Source organism: Yersinia aldovae 670-83, assembly GCF_000834395.1.
In the GTDB taxonomy this organism is placed as follows: domain Bacteria; phylum Pseudomonadota; class Gammaproteobacteria; order Enterobacterales; family Enterobacteriaceae; genus Yersinia; species Yersinia aldovae.
This window is the reverse complement of the sequence record NZ_CP009781.1, coordinates 2,456,572-2,476,986: the sequence shown is the minus strand read 5'-3', so window position 1 is coordinate 2,476,986 and position 20,415 is coordinate 2,456,572. Positions and strand designations below refer to the sequence as shown.

The window sequence follows — 20,415 nt, the reverse complement described above, 5'->3', positions numbered from 1 at the left end:
AAAAAATGACAACCCTGATTCATGTATTGGGATCTGATATCCCGCACCATAATCTGACTGTATTGCGCTTCTTTAATGACGTGCTAAGCACGCAAGTGCCCGCTGAACAGGTGCAGCACTTCATGGTAGCAGCAAAAGAAACTGCACCATTTTCGTCTTTCCCGCTGTTGGATATCGAAATCCACGGCAATAAAAAAACCTTGGCTGACGCGGTGATCGCCCGTGCACAAGCAGACAGAAATACGCGCTTTTTCTGGCATGGGCAGTTTAATGCCACGTTATGGCTGGCGTTGTTAAGTGGGAAAATCAAGCCACAGCAGGTCTATTGGCATGTTTGGGGCGCTGATTTATATGAAGATGCCAAGAGCTTGAAATTCCGCCTGTTCTATTTGCTGCGCCGTTTAGCGCAAGGGCGGGTCGGGCACGTTTTTGCGACCCGTGGTGACTTAATGCATTTTCAGCAGCGCCACTCTCGGGTGCCAGCGTCACTGCTCTATTTCCCAACGCGAATGGATCCGGCGTTAACCGGCCTCAACATTGATAAGCCGTTGGCCGGGCCGATGACGATTTTGGTGGGTAACTCCGGTGACACCACCAATCGCCATATTGAGGCGCTAAAATCGATTCATCAGCAATTTGGCCCAGATGCCAGAGTGATTCTGCCGATGGGGTATCCGGCCAATAATGCGCTGTATATTGAGCGGGTTAGGCAGGCGGGGCTGGCGTTGTTCTCGCCAGATAACCTGCGCATTCTGACAGAACAGATCCCGTTCGACGATTATCTGAATATCCTACGCGAATGCGATTTGGGCTATTTTATTTTTAATCGTCAGCAAGGTATTGGCACATTGTGTTTATTAATCCAATTTGGCGTGCCCTTCGTTTTAAGCCGTAAAAACCCATTCTGGCAAGATTTAGCCGAGCAGCATATTCCGGTACTTTTCTATGGCGACTCATTGGATGAACCGTTGATTCGTGAGGCGCAGCGGCAATTACTGGGGCTGGATAAGCATGGTATTGCGTTCTTTAACCCTAATTACATTGAGGGTTGGCAACAAGCACTGGCGCTGGCGGCAGGAGAACACCCATGACGTTGGGGCAATTTGGCGGTCTTTTCGGCGTTTACCTGCTCGCCGTTATTTTTATCCTGATATTGACATATCAGGAGTTTAGGCGCGTGCGCTTTAACTTTAACGTGCTGTTTTCAATGCTGTATCTGCTGACGTTCTATTTTGGTTTCCCGCTGACCTGCATGTTGGTATTCCAGTTTGACGTCGCGGTGGTGCCGGTTGAGTACTTACTGTATGCCATGCTTTCTGCCACGGCATTTTATGGCATTTACTATATCAGTTACAAAACTCGCCTGACCAAGCCGCGCAGTCAGCCACGGGCACCAATATTCACGATGAATCGGGTAGAGACTAATCTCACCTGGATACTCTTGGCGCTGGTGGCGATGGGTACTGTCGGTATCTTCTTTATGCAAAATGGTTTCCTACTGTTTAAGTTGGACTCTTATAGCAAAATCTTCTCCAGCGATGTTTCGGGTGTCGCCCTGAAGCGCTTTTTCTACTTCTTTATCCCGGCGATGTTGGTGGTCTATTTCCTTAAACAGGATATGCGGGCTTGGTTTTTTTTCCTCGCCAGCACAGTAGCGTTTGGCATATTGACCTATGTTATCGTCGGCGGAACGCGCGCTAATATCATTATCGCGTTTTCATTATTCCTGTTTATCGGCATCGTGCGCGGTTGGATAACCTTGTGGATGCTGGCTGCCGCAGGTGTGTTCGGGATTGTCGGGATGTTCTGGCTGGCGCTGAAGCGCTATGGTTTGGATGTGAACGGCGCTGAAGCGTTTTATACGTTCCTTTACCTCACTCGCGATACCTTCTCGCCGTGGGAAAATCTCGGATTATTACTACAAAATTACGATAAAATAGACTTCCAAGGGTTGGCACCGATTATTCGTGATTTTTACGTATTTATCCCCAGCTCCTTGTGGCCAGACCGCCCTGATCTGGTACTTAATACTGCTAATTACTTTACCTGGGATGTGTTGGATAACCACTCTGGGCTGGCTATTTCGCCAACTTTGATAGGCTCTTTGGTGGTGATGGGTGGGGTGGTGTTTATCCCTCTGGGTGCCATCGTGGTGGGGCTAATCATTAAATGGTTCGACTGGCTGTATGAACAAGGCAAAGCAGAGACGAATCGTTATAAAGCGGCGATTATGCAAAGTTTCTGTTTTGGTGCGATATTTAACATCATCGTGTTAGCACGGGAAGGGTTAGATTCCTTTGTCTCGCGGGTGGTATTTTTCTGCGTGATTTTTGGTGCCTGTTTGATACTGGCGAAATTGTTGTACTGGCTGTTCGATACGGCAGGTTTGATAACACAACGTGTACAGCGTCGTGTGGGTAAATCAACGCGGCTATCAACGCCTCAAACGAACAGTCAACTGTAAGGATCGTGATGGAACCGAATACGGCTATTCCTAAATCTATTGATATTCCAAAATACAGTGTCCGTGGCTTTGACATCTGGGGCTTTCGTGACATGAGTCAGACGTTGGATCATCTGCTGAGCAGCGGCCCGGTCAAGACTGGCACGCTGGTGGCGATGAACGCAGAGAAGCTACTGAAGGCCGAAGAGGATGCTGCGCTGCGTGAACTGATTAACGAGGCGGAATACTTATACGCTGATGGTATCAGTATGGTGCGTGCCATTCGCCGTAAATATCCGCAGGCGTTGTTGTCACGCGTGGCGGGAGCAGACTTATGGGAAGCACTGATGCAACGCGCCGGGCAGCAAGGGACACCGGTATTTTTGGTGGGTGGCAAGCCGGATGTACTGGCAGAAACTGAAGCGAAGCTGCGCGCGCAATGGAATGTGAATCTGGTGGGCAGTCAGGATGGTTATTTCACACCAGAACAGCGTGAAGCTTTGTTTGCCAGGATTGCAGCCAGTGGTGCGGCTATCGTAACTGTTGCGATGGGGTCGCCAAAGCAGGAGTTATTTATGCGTGATTGTCGTAAGTTCTATCCTGATGCACTGTATATGGGCGTAGGTGGGACTTATGACGTCTTTACCGGCCATGTGAAGCGTGCGCCGAAGATTTGGCAGAACATGGGGCTGGAGTGGCTATACCGCCTGCTGGCGCAGCCTAGCCGCATTCGCCGCCAATTCAAACTGCTTAAGTTTGTTGGTTATTATTACAGCGGTCGCTTGTAATCATCTCGCTAAGCAGGGCCAGATCTGGCCCTGTGATTGTAAAACCCCATCTATTCCTCCATTCAATATTAAAACTCATTAATTCCATTATGGAATCGATGTATTAATTTTTATTCCATAAAGTTTTACTTTCTTGTTTGCTAATCTGCGCCAGATGCGGAAGGATACTGGCCGATTAAAAAACGGATTACTTAATAAAAACAACCGGGAATCCGGAGCGGATACACACCATCAGGTACAGAGGATATATGGCAGACATCGAACAGAAAAAAGGACTACACCGTGGGCTGGAAGCCCGGCATATCGAACTGATAGCGTTAGGCGGGACGATTGGCGTCGGGCTATTTATGGGGTCTGCCAGCACATTGAAATGGGCGGGGCCATCGGTCTTACTGGCTTACATAATTGCGGGTTTATTTGTCTTTTTCATTATGCGGGCAATGGGCGAGATGCTCTATCTGGAGCCGGTAGCGGGGTCGTTTGCGGTATATGCGCATAAATATCTTAGCCCCTACTTTGGCTATCTGACCGCCTGGGGCTATTGGTTTATGTGGATTGCGGTAGGGATATCTGAAATTACCGCTATTGGCGTGTACGTTCAGTTTTGGTTCCCCGAAATTCCACAGTGGCTGCCAGCGATAGCTGGGGTGGCTATCGTGGCACTGGCCAATCTGGCTGCGGTCAGATTGTATGGTGAGCTGGAGTTTTGGTTCGCAATGATCAAAGTCACCACTATTATTGTGATGATTCTGGTCGGTCTGGGTGTGATCTTCTTCGGCTTTGGCAATCATGGCCAGGCGATTGGTTTTGACAACCTGACGGCTCATGGCGGCTTCTTTGCCGGTGGTTGGAAGGGATTCATGTTTGCGCTGTGTATTGTGGTGGCGTCTTATCAGGGCGTTGAGCTGGTGGGGATTACCGCCGGTGAGGCCCGAAATCCACAGGTCACACTAAAGCGAGCCATTAATAACATCTTATGGCGTATTCTGATTTTCTATGTCGGTGCGATATTTGTCATCGTCACCATCTTCCCGTGGAACGGTATCGGTACTGAAGGCAGCCCGTTTGTACTGACCTTTGCCAAGATAGGAATAGTTTCAGCCGCCGGTATTATTAACTTCGTGGTACTGACCGCCGCGCTATCTGGCTGTAACAGCGGTATGTATAGCGGCGGGCGTATGCTGTATGCGCTGGCAAAAAACCGCCAGTTACCGGCCTGCCTGACTAAACTGTCTACCAGTGGTGTACCGGTTTACTGTATTGCGGTAACGATCCTGTGCCTGTTGCTGGGTTCAAGCCTCAATTACATTATTCCGAATCCGCAGCAGGTGTTTGTCTATGTTTACAGTGCCAGCGTGTTGCCAGGCATGGTGCCGTGGTTTGTGGTACTCGTCAGCCAACTGCGTTTTCGTCAGGTACATAAAGAAGCACTGAAGCAGCATCCGTTCAAATCCATCATGTTCCCGTATGTCAATTACCTCACTATCGCTTTCCTGATATGTGTGTTGGTGGGGATGGGGATTAATCCGGAGACGAGGTTATCTCTATTGGCGGGGGCCATTTTCTTAGGATTGGTGAGCCTGTGTTATTTCGGGCTGGGAATGCATAAACAGACCGTCGCTGAAGTATCCCCAAATTAATTGGCGTGACAGATAGGTTGCTAAAGAGCAACAAATCTGTCGGCAACCGGTTTAAACAGCATTTATGCTAGCCAGTAGGGTGGGCTTCAAGGATGAGCCTCACCCGGTGGTTTCAAGTACGAAGGTGATAAAACGGCTATAAATCCAGCGGATCGGGTGCGGCGGGGCTAATCAGTGGCTGATTTTGCGGCATAGTGTGCAAAGCGTAAGCAAACACACCATTTCTTCTAAAAAAGCACTAGACAGCCAAGTATTAAAACCGTAGTATCCTCACCCGCAACGGCGCTAAGCGCCCGTAGCTCAGCTGGATAGAGCGCTGCCCTCCGGAGGCAGAGGTCTCAGGTTCGAATCCTGTCGGGCGCACCATTAATTTTGTGTGCAAGAGCTGCGGTGGTAAGATTGCCGCGTACGACGAAGTCGAAGTAAGCTGTGTAGTAAGAAGTTATGGTGGCTATAGCTCAGTTGGTAGAGCCCTGGATTGTGATTCCAGTTGTCGTGGGTTCGAGCCCCATTAGCCACCCCAAATTTTGTGGAACATGCGATGGTGGCGGAATTGGTAGACGCGCTAGCTTCAGGTGTTAGTGTCCTTACGGACGTGAGGGTTCAAGTCCCTCCCTTCGCACCACACAAACATGTAGATTTTGTTAATATTTACATGGACATAGGTCGAAAGACCATGTAGAGTAATCAGTAAGAAATCGGCGAGTAGCGCAGCTTGGTAGCGCAACTGGTTTGGGACCAGTGGGTCGGAGGTTCGAATCCTCTCTCGCCGACCAATTTAAGAAGAAACCCCGCAATGCGGGGTTTTTTTTCGTCTCAATATTCTCTCTTTTTTACCCAACTCGCCACGTCATCTCTTCCCTGCCTCCTTAAAAGCACACAACTTACAGATTCTCCCTTAGCTACAGCCATTGTTGGCGCACTTTGATCAAATCTTGCCGTTTGCACAGTAAAAGCCTTATTTAACATACGTAAAATGTGGTGTTGGTTTTTTGCGACAAAAAGCGAAGGCATTGTCGTTAAATGGAGACAGGTAATAGTCTGAATAATATAGGGAAAAATAATAAGGTGTTTTAACGTCGTTTTGTAGCGACAGATCACATCTCATGCTCTGGCATCTATATGACGGTGGAACCAAGTTGAGTAGAGTGAACAGATAAAAATAAATCTTTTATGAATCAGTTAACTAAAGTTATTTATGCAGTCCTACTGAATTAAATTAGGGTCAGATATTCGAATTGGCATACTAAGTGCATTATCTATTCTGTAGATGCTCATCCCACTTCTTATGACAGTTTGGTTTTATAGCCTCTTCATAAACCCAGGGATGATGCAGAGCCGATTTTAGGGTGCCTATTGTCCATGTAAACGATGTTGAGTCTCTTCATCACATACCGGGCATAACGTTGAGTGAGGCACCGACATTGTTGTCTGTAGACCTGAAATTTTAGACGCTTGCCCTTCTCGGCAAGCGTTTTTTTTTGCATACCCTTCGTCCTTGAAGCCGCAGGGTTGTTAGCTGCGCGCACTTACCCGAATCAGGGGCAAAGAAAAGGCTCCCGTAGGAGCCTGAGGTTAATGACAAAGTGCCAGCAGTGGTGAGGACAGGCAAGACCGTAAAGACGCCGTCAATACATCCTTGTAGGCTCGACCCCCGCCATTCCTGGCGCGGACGCTTTACTCCTCTGCCTGTCCTCACCTTTATATGACTAATGAAGCTGAACCAAGGGGAAACGTGCCGTTGGGATCACTTTTAGCTTCAAACACAAGTAGGTAAGTCGCCAAAGTGCCCCTAGGTGCGGTTGCCCCTTGGCTAATAGATTGACTTGTGTACCATCAAAGTGATTCACCATTCTGCCGTAGTGTGAGCAATAACCCCTCACGGCGCGCCTGAGCCGCATCCTCAGGGCGATGCAGTTTATCGCAGGCATCAGCCAGCCATGCGTAATCATAACCGTCTGGACGCTGTGCCAGTGCGGCTTTAAAGGCTTCGCTCGCCTTCTCCCACTCGCCATGTTTCAGCATCAGTTGGCCCAAGGTGCTATTGAGTAGCGGGGTTGCTCCGTGCTGTTTGATATGTTGGCGTAATGATTTCTCCAACGGCTCTGGATTACCTGATTTCAGGCGCGGGATCAGCAGTACCAGACGCTCATCGTACTGGCGTTTCAGGCTGTCGAGAATGATTTGCTGGGCCACATCATGATCGTCACACTCAATCAGATGTTCTGCTAAAGCCACTTGCAATGGGATCTCATTACGCACTTTGCGGCTTTGATCTTTCCACCAGCGCTTCAAGCCATCACTGCCTTCTTCTGCCATGCACTGATTCATCATGCCAATATAAGCTTGTTGCTCCAGTGCTGCGAGTTCCTCCGCGGTGTGGAGCTGTACCTTGCCCATTGCGGGTAATACTTCCAGCAGCGAGCTGTAAGCGCCGGAGCGCAGATAAGCAAGCTCAGCCAACCGTAGCACTTCGGGGTGGCGCGGAGCTTGGTCCAACAGGCGATCAACTCCGTGACGTGCGGCATGGATATGCCCTTGTGCCAACTGAATGCGTACACGGGTGATATCGACGGGCAGTTGGTCGGTATCCGCCACTTCTGCGGCCCGCTCCAGATATTGGTTAGTGCGGAATTCATCACCACGTTGCTGCGCCGCTTCTGCCGCCAGCAGGTAGTTAACCATCGGTTGCTCGGCATGATCCGCGTTGCGGGTTAGCAGCTTTTCAACTTGCTTGAAGTCACCTTCAGCCAGTTTGATAAGCGCCGCTTTGGTCTGTTTACGCGCACGGCTACGTTTACGCCCCATAAACCAGCCACGAGTACGGGTTCCGGTGCGGAAAATACGGCGCAGTATCCATTCGATAATCAGGAATGTAACCAAAAATAGCACCAGCATAATGACCAGCCCGGTCACACTGGTCTCGACGTTATAGTTGTCAGTCTGGATAAGCACATAACCCTGATGCCCAGCCAGCATTGGGCCAAGTACGATCCCGGCGGTCAGAATGAGGAATAACAGTAAGACTCGTAGCATACTTATTCCCCTTGAGCGCTAACAGGCGCTTGTGCCAGTAAGTTGCGAACCCGCGTTTGCATCAATTTTTCCAGCATTGGCTGGCTTTTCAATTGATCAGGCATGTCCATCGATATTGACTGTTGGCTTAACTCTTCCAGCTCATCAAGGAAAGCTTTAGTGCTTGGGTCATCGATATCAAAATAGGCGCGAACCCAAGTGGAAACGATCTCAAGAGATTGTTTATAAACTTCATTCTGATGGCGAGGAACGGCTTGTGCGGCCACCAGCAGGCGGGAGCGGATATTCTCACGCAGATAAATATCCTGATTCGGTGCCAGCAGCGGTTCGGCAGTGCTATCACGGCGGCGAATAGTAATAAAGTCAGACATAAAGCTGTGCCAGCTCTTGCTCAGGTTTTGACGCCATTCAGAGAGGGAACTGGATAGCTCATCGCTGTCGGCATCCATCGGTGAGTCATCGGTATTGTTATCCGCCAGACGCAGGTTATCCACTTGATTGGATAGCTGATTCAGCTTCAGGATGATCCCGTCAAAATCCACCTGACTGACGGCAGAAAGGGTACTGATATCTTCCGTCAATGCACGTCGCACATCAATAAGGCTCGGATCGTTCATATCCGCCAAGCTGGCATCCGCACTTTTCAGTAATGTGGCGGCAGTGGTGACATCCTGATCGTTCCACAATTTGCGGCCAGCCATTTTTACCAGAAAATCAGCCTGTGCCAGCAGCCAGGTTTTGGCATCACTTCCTGAAATGGTGGCAACTTTTTCTTGCAACTCATTCAGTTGGCGCGCGAGTGATGTTTGCTGGCGGTCTGCTGCTTCCAGTGCTTTGCCTTGCTGTTGTAATAATGATTCAAGTTGCTGTTTTTCCTGCAACTGACTCTGTTTCAGCGCGGCTAATTGCTCTTGTAGTGCGATATTGGCTGCATTTTGTAACTGAGCCTGCTGGTGTCCGTGATAATAAAGCCCGGCACCCAGCGCGATGGCCAATGCAATAGCAATGGCTCCCAGAATAGGACCGGTGCGTTTCTCCCGGTGTCCTTTAGGTTCTGGCTGTTGGTGCCTCTCAACCGCGGTGGTTGTCTCTTCCACTGGCGCGGATGGGGTATTTTGTTCCGTCATATTGGGCATCCCATAGTCAGGTTTCAGGTTTATTGAGAGTCTTGTAGCGCGCGGATCAGCGCGTCGTTATCGGCATTCTCTGCCACCCGGATATCACTCCAGCCCATTTGGGCTGCCAGAGTAGCAATACGATCACTGACAACTATCAGGCGGCAGCGCAGTAACCAAGAAGAACGATAGTAATCAGGAACTAAAGTATAGATCTGTTGTAACATTTCACCGCTGGTTATCACCAGCATATCGACGCCAGCACGTTGCCAGTGAGCACTTTGTTCGCTGCCATCATAATAGATGGGGCTGCGTTGGTAGCATTCACAGAACGTTACTGACGCACCGCGCTCGGCAAGGCTTTCACCTAGTAACTCCCGCCCACCATTGCCGCGCAATAGCAGTGCCTTTTTACCGGACAGATTTTGCAAATCGGGCAAGGATAGCAGCATCTCGCTAGTCTCCCCCATCGGTGGATAAGTGACATGCAAGCGGCTGGCAGTATGCAGCGTCAAGGCGGTGGTACGGCCAATAGCATAATAAGATAACTGTGCAGGCCATGACAGGTTATTTCTTTTTAACAGCGGGTTAGCGTAACGGATAGCATTTTGCGACAAGGCAAAAACCAGGTCACCCGCCTGCATATCGTGCAGTAATGTTGGCAGTTTTGGCAGGTCATCGCCGGGAGAGAAATCAATCAACGGCGCATGATAGGCAACCCGCCCCAGCGCACGCAGGCGACTGACTAACTGTTCCCCGGCGGGGGACGGACGGGTGACCAGAATCGTCATAGCGGAGGGTTATCCTGATAAACGTCGGCTAATATTTCCCGAGCACCCCGTGATAGCAGCTCATCGGCCAGTTCAATCCCCATTTGCTCGGCATTTGCCACCGGCCCTCGGCGTTCACCGCGAATAATTTCACTGCCATCCGGTGCGCCGACCAGCGCACGCAGCCATAAGGTATCGCCGTCTAATTCAGCATAACTGCCGATGGGTACCTGACAGCCGCCTTCAAGACGGGTGTTCATGGCGCGCTCGGCAAGCACCCGTAATTCTGTATCGCGATGATTGAGTGGGGCCAGCAGTTGGCGGGTAAAATCATCATCCAAACGGCATTCAATGCCCACGGCACCTTGGCCGACCGCAGGCAAAGACTCCTCGGCTGGCATGGCATAACGGATACGTGTTTCCAGCCCGAGACGATTAAGCCCCGCGACGGCCAGAATAATGGCGTGATATTCGCCTTTATCCAATTTGGCAAGGCGGGTGCCCACGTTACCGCGCAAATCACGGATAACCAAGTCTGGGCGGCGTTCACGCAACTGACACTGACGGCGCAGGCTGGAAGTGCCAACGATGCTGCCCGCCGGTAAGTCATCCAGATGGGCAAAGTGTGATGACACAAAAGCATCGCGCGGATCATTGCGTTCGCAAATGGTGACCAGCCCCAGCCCGTCAGGGAAAGCGATCGGCACATCTTTCATGGAGTGAACGGCGATATCCGCCCGCCCTTCCAGCAGTGCCAGTTCTAATTCTTTGACAAACAACCCCTTGCCACCGACTTTTGCCAGTGGCGTGTCCAAAATGATATCGCCACGAGTGACCATCGGGACCAACTCGACTTGCAGGCCAGGGTGATTGGCTTGCAGTAAATGTTGAACATAATGTGCTTGCCATAAGGCGAGCGGGCTTTGCCGTGTGGCAATTCGAATAATTTTGTCTAACATTGCTTGTTACCGTTTTTATGTTTTGCGAACCATCCTACCATCGACCGGTGAACGCTGTCAGTGAGACAGCCACATGAACAGAACGGGCAACAGCATAATAAAGCCACTATTGTAACAAATGCACGCCAAGTAAGAAGGGTATACATAGACGTGACAATTGTAGGGATAGCTTTACGGTCAATCGGCAAGGTGTTAGATTGATCACGTTTCCAGCAATAATTCGTTAACTGTAATTCAAACAAAATGTCTTCAAACAAAATGTTTTTTGGTCAGTTCAACAAAAAGTACATTTTCGCTGAAAGTCAAAAAAAGCCATAAGCGAATCGGGAACACGGGTTTTTTTCTAAGCACCGGAACAATTCTAAGCACCGGAACAACCAGGCGAGACGTCTTGTACCTCTACATCGAGACACTAAAACAGCGACTGGATGCGATCAACCAATTACGAGTCGATCGCGCCTTGGCGGCCATGGGGCCAGCCTTCCAAAAGGTCTACAGTCTGCTGCCAACCCTATTACATTGTCATCATCCACTGATGCCGGGCTACCTTGATGGTAACGTTCCCCACGGCGTCTGCCTTTTCACGCCAAATGAAATCCAACAAGAGTATCTTGCCGAAGTCGAAGCCAAGTGGGGCGAGCCTTTGCAACCGAGTGTCGGTGGCGAACTGCCGATTACTGGCGTCTATTCGATGGGCAGTACCTCCTCTATTGGGCAGTGTCATACCTCGGATCTGGATATTTGGGTGTGCCATCAGGCGTGGTTGGACACTGAAGAGCGTAATCGTTTACAGCAGAAATGTAGCCTGTTAGAGAAATGGGGTGCATCAATGGGTGTTGAGGTCAGCTTCTTCCTGATTGATGAAAACCGCTTCCGCCATAATGCCAGCGGCAGTTTGGGCGGTGAAGATTGCGGTTCCACCCAACATATTTTGTTACTCGATGAGTTTTACCGTAGCGCGGTTCGTCTGGCTGGGAAGCGTATTCTGTGGAATATGGTGCCAGTTGACGAAGAAGCGAATTACGATGATTACGTGCTGTCGCTATATGCGCAGGGCGTATTGACGCCGAATGAATGGCTGGATCTGGGTGGCTTAAGTACTCTGTCAGCCGAAGAGTATTTTGGTGCCAGCTTGTGGCAGTTGTATAAAAGTATTGATTCGCCGTATAAAGCGGTGCTGAAAACCCTGCTGCTCGAAGCCTATTCCTGGGAATACCCGAATTCCCAACTATTGGCGATGGAAATCAAACAGCGCTTACATGCGGGTGAAATTGTGTCATTCGGCCTTGATGCTTACTGCATGATGCTCGATCGCGTTACCCGCTATCTGACTCAAATCAATGACACCACCCGTCTGAATCTGGTGCGCCGTTGTTTCTATCTAAAAGTGTGCGAAAAGCTGTCTCGCACGCCAGCAAGCCAAGGCTGGCGGCGTGAAATCCTCAGCCAACTGGTCAGTGAATGGGGCTGGAGCGATGAGAGTCTGGCGGTGCTGGATAATCGCGCCAACTGGAAGATTGAACGGGTGCGTGAGGCGCATAACGAGCTGTTGGATGCGATGATGCAAAGCTATCGTAACCTGATCCGCTTCGCTCGCCGTAACAACCTGAGTGTCAGTGCCAGCCCGCAGGATATCGGGGTGTTGACCCGCAAACTGTACGCCGCTTTTGAAGCGCTGCCGGGTAAAGTGACGCTGGTTAACCCGCAGATTTCACCAGATTTATCGGAAGAGCACCTGACCTTTATTCATGTTCCGGCAGGGCGTGCCAACCGCGCGGGCTGGTATTTGTATAATCAGGCACCGTCGATGGAAGCTATCGTCAGCCATCAGCCGCTGGAATATAACCGCTATCTCAATAAACTGGTGTCTTGGGCCTATTTCAATGGTTTATTGACCAGCAAGACGCGCTTGCATATCAAGAGCGCCAATCTGTGCGATACCACCAAACTGCAAGAGCTGGTGACCGACATTTCTCAGCATTTCCCACTGCGCCTGCCGGCTCCGACACCTAAGGCGCTGTACAGCCCGTGTGAGATTCGCCATTTGGCGATTATCGTCAATTTGGAAAACGACCCAACTGCGGCCTTCCGCAATCAGGTGGTGCATTTCGATTTCCGTAAGCTGGATGTGTTTAGTTTTGGCGAGCAGCAGCAATGTTTGGTGGGCAGTATCGATTTACTGTATCGCAACTCATGGAATGAAGTGCGCACGCTGCATTTCAGCGGTGAGCAGGCGGTGTTGGAAGCCCTAAAAACCATTTTAGGCAAAATGCATCAAGATGCGGCTCCGCCAGAGTCTGTGGATGTGTTCTGCTATAGCCAGCATTTACGGGGTTTGATTCGTACCCGCATTCAGCAGTTGGTTTCTGAGTGTATTGAATTGCGTTTATCCAGCACCCGTCAGGAGCCGGGCCGCTTCAAAGCGGTACGTGTATCCGGACAGACCTGGGGCTTGTTCTTTGAACGCCTGAGTGTGTCGGTGCAGAAATTGGAAAATGCCGTCGAATTCTATGGCGCTATCTCGAATAACAAACTGCATGGGTTATCGATTCAAGTTGAAACTGATCAGATTCATCTGCCGCCGGTCGTGGATGGCTTTGCCAGCGAGGGGATTATTCAGTTCTTCTTCGAAGGCACCGCAGATGAAAAAGGCTTTAATATTTATATTCTGGATGAGTCAAACCGTGTTGAGGTTTATCACCATTGCGAGGGCAGTAAAGAGGAGTTGGTGCGCGATGTTAGCCGTTTCTACTCATCTTCCCATGACCGCTTTACTTACGGCTCCAGCTTTATCAACTTCAACTTGCCGCAGTTCTACCAAATTGTGCAGCTAGATGGCCGCACACAAGTCATTCCTTTTCGCAGCAATACGTTATCTCATCTGTATATTGCCGATAAAGAGCCAAGCCAGCCAGCGCAGCAGTTCCAACTGCATTAATTACCCCTGCACCCTTGAAACCGCAGCGGCGTCCACTTACCCGAATCACTTACTAATGTAAGCTCATCGGGATGCGTTCATTTGCTGCCTTGCTGCAACGCCAATGACTTTGGGTAAACCCTGTGCCTTGAAGTCGCAGGGGCATTAGCTGCACGCGCTTACCCGCTTGAGCTACTCGATAAAACTCACGTCCTCACCCGCCTGCGCGCTGGCCGCTTCAGATAATTTGGCCAAGAACTCTACTCCGCTACGAGAACAAAACCACTGGCCGTCGCGGTAATCAAAATGATAACCGCCCGCTTTGGTCGCCAGCCATACCTGATGCAACGGCTCTTGGCGATTAATCACAATCTTGCTGCCATTCTCGAACGTCACGGTCATCACCCCGCCATTGGTTTCATAATCGATATCGCTATCGCCGCTAAAACCATCCAGTGTCTCTTCAATATAAAGCATCAATTGATCGGCTAACTGATGAAACTCGCTATCGTTCATATTCAATTCCTATTGCTTTTCATGATCCACCTGCGATTATAGAGACCTTGGGCGCATGAAACACAGGTATTAATAAATGAAAAAAGAATTATGTTGGCCGATGACTGCGATGATGGTACTTGCACTTACCGGTTGTGGCCTGAAAGGTCCATTATATTTCCCACCGGCGGACAAACCAAAAGTAGAAACCGCGCAACCGGATAGTGGTCAGGTAGAGAAAAACCAGCAGGATGTGTCAGGTAAGAACCAGACAAAATCTATCGCCGGGCCGCAGTAATTGCGCTTATCACAGCCAGATTAAATCAGTACCGACATTAGCCAACACCGAATTTGCCAGTACCGAATTTAGCCAGTAAATGAAAGTCAGCGGAGTTTGATATGCAGTTCTCCAAAATGCACGGTCTTGGCAACGACTTTATGGTTGTCGATGCAGTTACCCAAAATGTTTACTTTTCGCCGGAGTTAATCCGTCGATTAGCAGACCGGCACACTGGCGTGGGCTTTGATCAGATGTTGGTGGTAGAACCGCCTTATGATCCTGAACTGGACTTTCACTACCGGATCTTTAATGCCGATGGCAGCGAAGTTTCCCAGTGTGGTAATGGCGCACGCTGCTTTGCCCGCTTCGTGCGGCTGAAAGGACTCACTAATAAACGTGAAATCAGTGTGAGCACCCAAACCGGTCGCATGATCTTGAGTGTCACAGAAGATGAACTGGTGTGCGTCAATATGGGTGAACCTAATTTTGATCCGCAAACAGTGCCTTTCAAAGCGATCAAAGCGGAGAGAACCTATATCTTTCGTGCGGCAGAACACACGGTATTGTGTGGTGTGGTTTCGATGGGCAATCCACATTGTGTCATGCAGGTTGATGATGTTTCGGTTGCCAACGTTGCATTGCTGGGGCCAGTATTAGAAAACCATGAGCGTTTTCCTGAGCGCGCCAATATTGGCTTTATGCAGGTGGTTAGCCGCGAGCATATCTGTTTGCGGGTGTATGAACGCGGCGCGGGTGAAACTCAAGCCTGTGGCAGTGGTGCGTGCGCGGCAGTGGCGGTTGGGATTCAACAAGAGCTATTGGGCGAAGAGGTTCATGTTGAGTTGCCGGGCGGCAGTTTGCATATTAGTTGGAAAGGGCCGGGTCACCCGCTGTATATGACCGGGCCGGCAACCCATGTGTATGATGGCTTCATTCATCTATAGTATACCCGTCATACTTCAAGCTGCATGTGTGTTGGCCGCCTTCGTTCACCCCAGTCACTTACTTATGTAAGCTCCTGGGGACTCGCTCAGTTGCCGCCTACATGCAACTCGAATTATTTAGGGTATAAATATTCATTATGACGGGTGTGACATGAAAAGTTCTGAGGAGCAGGCGCTAGCAGGCATCGAGTTAGACGATGATGCTGTGATGCAGTACTTATTGCAAAATCCCGACTTCTTTATCCGCAATGCTCGTTTGGTTGAACAGATGCATATTCCCCATCCGGTTAGAGGCACAGTCTCACTGGTGGAATGGCAACTGGGGCGTCAACGTAACCAGATAGGTCAGTTGGAAGAAGAGATAACCTTGCTGATGGAGCAGGCGGGCCTGAACGAAGTGCTGTTTAACCGTTTGTTGCAACTGCAAAACAATCTGGCGGCGGCAAGCAGCCTGCAAGACCTGCTCAACCGTTTGCAGCGTTGGGCCAGAGATTTCGGTCTGTCTGGTGCTCATGTTCGCTTATTCAGCGACCGCTGGCATATCGGCGCGCCGTCTGATTTCACTCATCTGGCACTCTCCCGTCACGCTTTTGAACCGCTGCGCATCCAACGGTTGGGAAGTAACAACCACTATTTGGGGAGTTTGAACGGTTCGGAATTATTGCTGTTATTGCCTCAGGCGAAGCAGGTTGGCTCGGTAGCGCTGTCATTACTGGGCAACAACGGTGAACTGGGGGTTATTATCTTCAGTAGCCGCGATATGCAGCATTATCAGCAGGGCATGGGCACCGTGATGCTGGAGCAGTTATCGACGTTTTTGCCAAGTCTGCTGGAGCGTTGGGTTGAGCCGATATGACCGAATTTAGTGCCTCGCTTGCCCCACAGGTTGAGGCTTTCCTGCGTTACCTCAAAGTTGAGCGCCAACTTAGCCCGCTGACTATCACCAGCTATCGGCGTCAGTTACAGGCGCTGATGGGGTTGGGTGAACAGATGGGGTTGGCGCACTGGCACACACTGGACGCCGCTCAGGTGCGTTCGCTGGTTTCCCGCAGTAAACGCGCCGGTTTGCACGCCTCCAGCCTGGCTTTGCGGCTTTCGGCATTGCGCAGTTTTCTTGACTGGATGGTCAGCCAGGGCGTACTGCAAGCTAACCCCGCCAGGGGGGTCAGCACCCCACGTTCAGGCCGTCATTTACCAAAGAATATTGATGTTGATGAAGTCGATAAGCTGCTGGATATCGATTTGAACGACCCGCTGGCAGTGCGTGACCGTGCGATGCTGGAAGTGATGTACGGCGCGGGGTTGCGTTTATCTGAGTTGGTCGGTATGAACTGCAAACACGTAGATTTAGCCAGTGGTGAAGTTTGGGTGATGGGGAAGGGCAGTAAAGAGCGTAAACTGCCGATCGGCAGAACCGCAGTGAAGTGGTTAGCGCACTGGCTGGAGCTGCGTGAACTATTTGAACCACAGGATGATGCCATCTTTTTAGCCAATACCGGCAAACGTATTTCGGCGCGAAATGTACAAAAACGTTTTGCCGAATGGGGCGTCAAGCAGGGTGTCAGCAGCCATATTCATCCGCATAAACTGCGCCATTCTTTTGCCACTCATATGTTGGAATCCAGCGGTGATTTGCGCGCGGTACAAGAACTATTAGGCCACGCTAATCTGACCACCACACAAATTTATACTCATCTCGACTTTCAACATCTGGCAACAGTGTATGATGCCGCTCATCCACGGGCCAAACGAGGCAAATCCTGATGCATTTTTATCGTCCACTTGAGCATATTTCCGCCATTAGCTTCGATTTGGATGACACCCTGTACGACAATCGCCCGGTGATCACCCGAACAGAGCAAGAGTCTGTGGCATTCTTGCAGCAATACCACCCTAATTTGGCGCAATTGCAGGCGGCAGATTTCCAGCATTTTCGCCGTGAATTACTGCAACAAGACCCGGATATTTACCACGATGTCACTCAGTGGCGTTGGTATGCCATCGAGCTAGGTTTGATTCGACATGGCTTGAGCAAGTCAGAAGCGCAATCTGGGGCCGATGCGGCAATGGAAAACTTCGCCCTATGGCGTAGCCGTATTTATGTGCCACCGGCGACACACGACACCTTGAGCGCACTGGCTGAGCACTATCCACTGGTGGCTATCACCAATGGCAATGCTGACCCTAAAGCCTGTGGCCTGGACCGCTATTTCCAGTTCGTGCTGCGTTCCGGCCCGCATGGTCGTGCCAAACCTTTCCGCGATATGTACCATAAAGCGGCGAATCATCTGGATATTCCGCTGAAAAATATCTTACATGTCGGTGATGACTTGACCACCGATGTGGCCGGCTCGCTACGTTGTGGGATGCAGGCCTGTTGGATTAACGATCGCCAACAAAGCCTGATGACCGCCAGTGACAGCCGTTTACTGCCACATATTGAAATTTCGCAGTTGGCTTCCCTGACAGCATTGCTATAATCCCCGGAATAAATCTGTATAAATTCACAGTGGAATGGTGGCAAAATACCCGGATAACCGGCTACTTGCCATTTTCCCTTACCCGATAAACGGTGCCTATGGACGTTTCTGATCTGCTCGACAGCCTGAATGAAAAACAACGCGAAGCCGTGGCCGCGCCACGCTGCAACCTGTTGGTACTGGCCGGTGCAGGCAGTGGCAAAACCCGCGTGCTGGTTCACCGTATTGCCTGGTTGTTGTCAGTAGAAAACGCCTCTCCTTACTCGATTATCGCGGTGACTTTTACCAATAAGGCGGCAGCAGAGATGCGCCACCGTATTGAACACCTGATTGGCACCAGTCAGGGCGGGATGTGGATTGGCACTTTCCACGGACTGGCACATCGCTTGCTGCGCGCTCACCATATGGATGCCAATCTGCCGCAGGATTTCCAAATTCTGGACAGCGACGACCAACTGCGGCTATTAAAACGCTTGGTCAAGGCACTGAATCTGGATGAGAAGCAGTGGCCGCCGCGTCAGGCGATGTGGTACATCAACGGTAAGAAAGATGAAGGTTTGCGTCCTAAGCATATCGAGAGCTACGGTAACCCGATAGAAGCCACTTGGCTGCGTATCTATCAGGCTTATCAGGAAGCCTGTGACCGTGCCGGGTTGGTGGATTTCGCCGAGCTATTACTGCGCGCCCATGAGCTGTGGCTCAACAAACCGCACATTCTGAATCATTATCGCGAGCGCTTTACCAACATTCTGGTGGATGAGTTCCAGGATACCAATAACATCCAATATGCATGGATTCGCCTGCTGGCAGGGGATCGCTCTAATGTGATGATCGTCGGCGACGATGACCAGTCAATTTATGGCTGGCGCGGGGCGCAGGTGGAGAATATCCAGCGCTTCCTGAAAGATTTTCCCGGCGCTGAAACCATCCGATTGGAACAAAATTATCGTTCGACCAGCAACATCCTGAAAGCCGCCAATACCTTGATTGCCAATAACGATGGGCGGATGGGTAAAAACCTGTGGACCGAGGGCGCTGAGGGCGAACCTATCTCACTCTATTGCGCATTTAACGAGTTAGATGAATCGCGTTTTGTGGTTAACCGCATCAAAGCCTGGCAGGACAACGGTGGCGCGCTAAATGATTGCGCCATTTTGTATCGCAGCAACGCCCAATCGCGGGTGTTGGAAGAGGCTCTGCTGCAAACCGCGATGCCGTATCGGATTTATGGCGGTCAGCGCTTCTTCGAACGGCAGGAAATCAAAGACTCACTGGCTTATCTACGACTGATTTCCAACCGCAATGATGATGCGGCTTTTGAGCGGGTGGTGAATACCCCAACCCGTGGTATCGGTGATCGCACGCTGGATGTGATTCGCCAAACCGCGCGTGATCGCCAATTAACCTTATGGCAGTCAACCCGCGCCATGTTGCAGGAAAAGGTGCTGGCAGGCCGTGCTGCCTCTGCGTTGCAACGTTTTGTCGAGCTGGTGGACTCCCTTGCCAATGAAACCGCCGATATGCCGCTGCACGTCCAAACTGACCGCGTGATTCGTGATTCGGGCTTATGGTCGATGTACGAACAGGAAAAGGGCGAAAAAGGTCAGGCGCGGGTCGAAAACCTTGAAGAGCTGGTTACGGCAACGCGCCAATACAGCTATCAGGATGAAGATCAGGATTTGATGCCGCTACAGGCGTTCCTCTCTCATGCCGCACTGGAGGCGGGTGAAGGGCAGGCTAATGCTTATCAGGATGCGGTGCAACTGATGACACTTCATTCTGCGAAAGGCTTGGAGTTCCCGCAGGTATTTATCGTGGGAATGGAAGAGGGCATGTTCCCAAGCCAGATGGCTCTGGATGAAAGCGGGCGTCTGGAAGAAGAACGGCGGCTGGCTTATGTCGGTGTCACCCGTGCGATGCAGAAACTGACACTCTGTTATGCCGAGAGTCGTCGTCTGTACGGTAAAGAAGTGAATCATCGGCCTTCGCGTTTTATTGGTGAGCTACCGCAGGAGTGTGTTGAAGAAGTGCGACTGCGTGCCACGGTTTCCCGCCCGGTGAATCACCGCAGAATGGGCACGCCGATGAACGAAAATGACAGCGGCTTTTCACTGGGGCAGCGGGTGCGCCATCCGAAATTTGGCGAAGGCACGGTAGTTAATCTCGAAGGCAGCGGCGAACATAGCCGATTGCAGATTGCTTTCCCCGGCGAGGGGATTAAGTGGTTAGTTGCGGCTTACGCACGGCTGGAGGCTGTCTAAATTTACCCTGCGGCCTTGACGCCGCAGCGGTGTTAGCGGCATTCACTTACCCGAATCACTTACTTATGTAAGCTCATCGGGATGTGTTCATTTGCTGCCTTGCTGCAACGCCAATGACTTTGGGTAAACCCCGTGGCTTGACGCCGCAGCGGTGTTAGCGGCATTCACTTACCCGAATTACTTACTTATGTAAGCTCATCGGGATGTGTTCATTTGCTGCCTTGCTGCAACGCCAATGACTTTGGGTAAACCCCGCGGCCTTGACGCCGCAGCGGTGTTGGCGGCAT

At 50.7% G+C, this 20,415-nt stretch carries 16 protein-coding genes and 4 tRNA genes; 15 read left to right on the top strand and 5 right to left on the bottom strand.

What is annotated here, in order from left to right:
- The first annotated feature begins 5 nt into the window (after window positions 1-5).
- The 8 genes from AT01_RS11295 (at window position 6) to AT01_RS11260 (ending at window position 5,647) form a co-directional block, all read left to right on the top strand.
- The gene (locus AT01_RS11295) at window positions 6-1,091 is read left to right on the top strand and encodes a TDP-N-acetylfucosamine:lipid II N-acetylfucosaminyltransferase (protein ID WP_042547219.1); all 1,086 of its coding nucleotides are present in this window, start codon (window positions 6-8) and stop codon (window positions 1,089-1,091) included.
- Window positions 1,088-2,464 carry an ECA oligosaccharide polymerase gene (gene wzyE, locus AT01_RS11290; protein WP_042547218.1) on the top strand — a complete coding sequence of 459 codons (1,377 nt, stop codon included), beginning with the start codon at window positions 1,088-1,090 and terminating at the stop codon, window positions 2,462-2,464. Before AT01_RS11295 ends, wzyE begins: the two co-directional genes overlap by 4 nt.
- A gap of 8 nt (window positions 2,465-2,472) precedes the next feature.
- The gene (wecG, locus tag AT01_RS11285) at window positions 2,473-3,231 is read left to right on the top strand and encodes a lipopolysaccharide N-acetylmannosaminouronosyltransferase (RefSeq protein WP_004704145.1); all 759 of its coding nucleotides are present in this window, start codon (window positions 2,473-2,475) and stop codon (window positions 3,229-3,231) included.
- A 248-nt stretch (window positions 3,232-3,479) separates the two neighbouring features.
- Window positions 3,480-4,871 carry a bifunctional threonine/serine APC transporter ThrP gene (gene thrP, locus AT01_RS11280; protein WP_004704144.1) on the top strand — a complete coding sequence of 464 codons (1,392 nt, stop codon included), beginning with the start codon at window positions 3,480-3,482 and terminating at the stop codon, window positions 4,869-4,871.
- A 289-nt stretch (window positions 4,872-5,160) separates the two neighbouring features.
- A tRNA-Arg gene (locus AT01_RS11275) sits at window positions 5,161-5,237 on the top strand.
- An 81-nt stretch (window positions 5,238-5,318) separates the two neighbouring features.
- Window positions 5,319-5,394 (top strand) — tRNA-His (locus AT01_RS11270).
- 15 nt (window positions 5,395-5,409) lie between these two features.
- A tRNA-Leu gene (locus AT01_RS11265) sits at window positions 5,410-5,496 on the top strand.
- Window positions 5,497-5,570: 74 nt separating this feature from the next.
- Window positions 5,571-5,647, top strand: a tRNA-Pro gene (locus AT01_RS11260).
- Window positions 5,648-6,707: 1,060 nt separating this feature from the next.
- On the opposite strand, the gene hemY is transcribed toward AT01_RS11260, so the two are convergent.
- The 4 genes from hemY to hemC are packed head-to-tail and all read right to left on the bottom strand — an operon-like array spanning window position 6,708 to window position 10,751.
- A complete protein-coding gene (gene hemY / locus AT01_RS11255; RefSeq protein WP_042547217.1) occupies window positions 6,708-7,907 on the bottom strand; it encodes a protoheme IX biogenesis protein HemY in 1,200 nt (399 codons plus the stop codon).
- A 2-nt stretch (window positions 7,908-7,909) separates the two neighbouring features.
- Entirely contained in the window at window positions 7,910-9,034 is a 1,125-nt protein-coding gene (hemX, locus tag AT01_RS11250) for a uroporphyrinogen-III C-methyltransferase (RefSeq protein ID WP_042547216.1), read from the bottom strand.
- 29 nt (window positions 9,035-9,063) lie between these two features.
- Window positions 9,064-9,813, bottom strand: coding sequence for a uroporphyrinogen-III synthase (gene hemD, locus AT01_RS11245; RefSeq protein WP_042547215.1), 750 nt, complete (start codon window positions 9,811-9,813; stop codon window positions 9,064-9,066).
- Window positions 9,810-10,751: a hydroxymethylbilane synthase gene (gene hemC / locus AT01_RS11240; protein ID WP_042547214.1), complete on the bottom strand. Its 942-nt coding sequence runs from the start codon at window positions 10,749-10,751 to the stop codon at window positions 9,810-9,812. The genes hemD and hemC overlap by 4 nt, the downstream gene beginning before the upstream one ends.
- A gap of 391 nt (window positions 10,752-11,142) precedes the next feature.
- Here hemC and AT01_RS11235 point away from each other — a divergent pair, with 391 nt between their 5' ends.
- Window positions 11,143-13,689: a class I adenylate cyclase gene (locus AT01_RS11235; protein ID WP_042547213.1), complete on the top strand. Its 2,547-nt coding sequence runs from the start codon at window positions 11,143-11,145 to the stop codon at window positions 13,687-13,689.
- A gap of 171 nt (window positions 13,690-13,860) precedes the next feature.
- On the opposite strand, the gene cyaY is transcribed toward AT01_RS11235, so the two are convergent.
- Window positions 13,861-14,184: an iron donor protein CyaY gene (gene cyaY / locus AT01_RS11230; RefSeq protein ID WP_042547212.1), complete on the bottom strand. Its 324-nt coding sequence runs from the start codon at window positions 14,182-14,184 to the stop codon at window positions 13,861-13,863.
- Between the two features lie 76 nt (window positions 14,185-14,260).
- Here cyaY and lptM point away from each other — a divergent pair, with 76 nt between their 5' ends.
- From lptM to uvrD, 6 genes are all read left to right on the top strand, one after another.
- Window positions 14,261-14,461 (top strand): LPS translocon maturation chaperone LptM, encoded by a 201-nt coding sequence (lptM, locus tag AT01_RS11225; protein ID WP_004704604.1) that lies wholly within the window; start codon window positions 14,261-14,263, stop codon window positions 14,459-14,461.
- 101 nt (window positions 14,462-14,562) lie between these two features.
- Window positions 14,563-15,387, top strand: a complete 825-nt coding sequence (gene dapF, locus AT01_RS11220; protein WP_042547211.1) for a diaminopimelate epimerase — start codon at window positions 14,563-14,565, stop codon at window positions 15,385-15,387.
- 151 nt (window positions 15,388-15,538) lie between these two features.
- Entirely contained in the window at window positions 15,539-16,243 is a 705-nt protein-coding gene (locus tag AT01_RS11215) for a DUF484 domain-containing protein (protein WP_042547210.1), read from the top strand.
- Window positions 16,240-17,151 (top strand): tyrosine recombinase XerC, encoded by a 912-nt coding sequence (gene xerC / locus AT01_RS11210; protein WP_071841514.1) that lies wholly within the window; start codon window positions 16,240-16,242, stop codon window positions 17,149-17,151. The genes AT01_RS11215 and xerC overlap by 4 nt, the downstream gene beginning before the upstream one ends.
- The gene (yigB, locus tag AT01_RS11205) at window positions 17,151-17,867 is read left to right on the top strand and encodes a 5-amino-6-(5-phospho-D-ribitylamino)uracil phosphatase YigB (protein WP_042547209.1); all 717 of its coding nucleotides are present in this window, start codon (window positions 17,151-17,153) and stop codon (window positions 17,865-17,867) included. The genes xerC and yigB overlap by 1 nt, the downstream gene beginning before the upstream one ends.
- Window positions 17,868-17,965: 98 nt before the next feature.
- On the top strand, window positions 17,966-20,128 hold the full coding sequence (gene uvrD / locus AT01_RS11200; protein ID WP_004704600.1) for a DNA helicase II: 2,163 nt from the start codon (window positions 17,966-17,968) through the stop codon (window positions 20,126-20,128).
- The last annotated feature ends 287 nt before the right edge of the window (window positions 20,129-20,415 follow it).

Bases quoted from the DNA above. Each gene is read 5' to 3' on its own strand.
- dapF (WP_042547211.1), top strand. From the start codon at position 14,563: ATGCAGTTCTCCAAAATGCACGGTCTTGGCAACGACTTTATGGTTGTC.
- yigB (WP_042547209.1), top strand. From the start codon at position 17,151: ATGCATTTTTATCGTCCACTTGAGCATATTTCCGCCATTAGCTTCGAT.
- hemD (WP_042547215.1), bottom strand. From the start codon at position 9,813: ATGACGATTCTGGTCACCCGTCCGTCCCCCGCCGGGGAACAGTTAGTC.
- cyaY (WP_042547212.1), bottom strand. From the start codon at position 14,184: ATGAACGATAGCGAGTTTCATCAGTTAGCCGATCAATTGATGCTTTAT.
- hemC (WP_042547214.1), bottom strand. From the start codon at position 10,751: ATGTTAGACAAAATTATTCGAATTGCCACACGGCAAAGCCCGCTCGCC.
- hemY (WP_042547217.1), bottom strand. From the start codon at position 7,907: ATGCTACGAGTCTTACTGTTATTCCTCATTCTGACCGCCGGGATCGTA.
- AT01_RS11295 (WP_042547219.1), top strand. From the start codon at position 6: ATGACAACCCTGATTCATGTATTGGGATCTGATATCCCGCACCATAAT.
- wzyE (WP_042547218.1), top strand. From the start codon at position 1,088: ATGACGTTGGGGCAATTTGGCGGTCTTTTCGGCGTTTACCTGCTCGCC.
- lptM (WP_004704604.1), top strand. From the start codon at position 14,261: ATGAAAAAAGAATTATGTTGGCCGATGACTGCGATGATGGTACTTGCA.
- thrP (WP_004704144.1), top strand. From the start codon at position 3,480: ATGGCAGACATCGAACAGAAAAAAGGACTACACCGTGGGCTGGAAGCC.
- AT01_RS11215 (WP_042547210.1), top strand. From the start codon at position 15,539: ATGAAAAGTTCTGAGGAGCAGGCGCTAGCAGGCATCGAGTTAGACGAT.
- hemX (WP_042547216.1), bottom strand. From the start codon at position 9,034: ATGACGGAACAAAATACCCCATCCGCGCCAGTGGAAGAGACAACCACC.
- wecG (WP_004704145.1), top strand. From the start codon at position 2,473: ATGGAACCGAATACGGCTATTCCTAAATCTATTGATATTCCAAAATAC.
- xerC (WP_071841514.1), top strand. From the start codon at position 16,240: ATGACCGAATTTAGTGCCTCGCTTGCCCCACAGGTTGAGGCTTTCCTG.
- uvrD (WP_004704600.1), top strand. From the start codon at position 17,966: ATGGACGTTTCTGATCTGCTCGACAGCCTGAATGAAAAACAACGCGAA.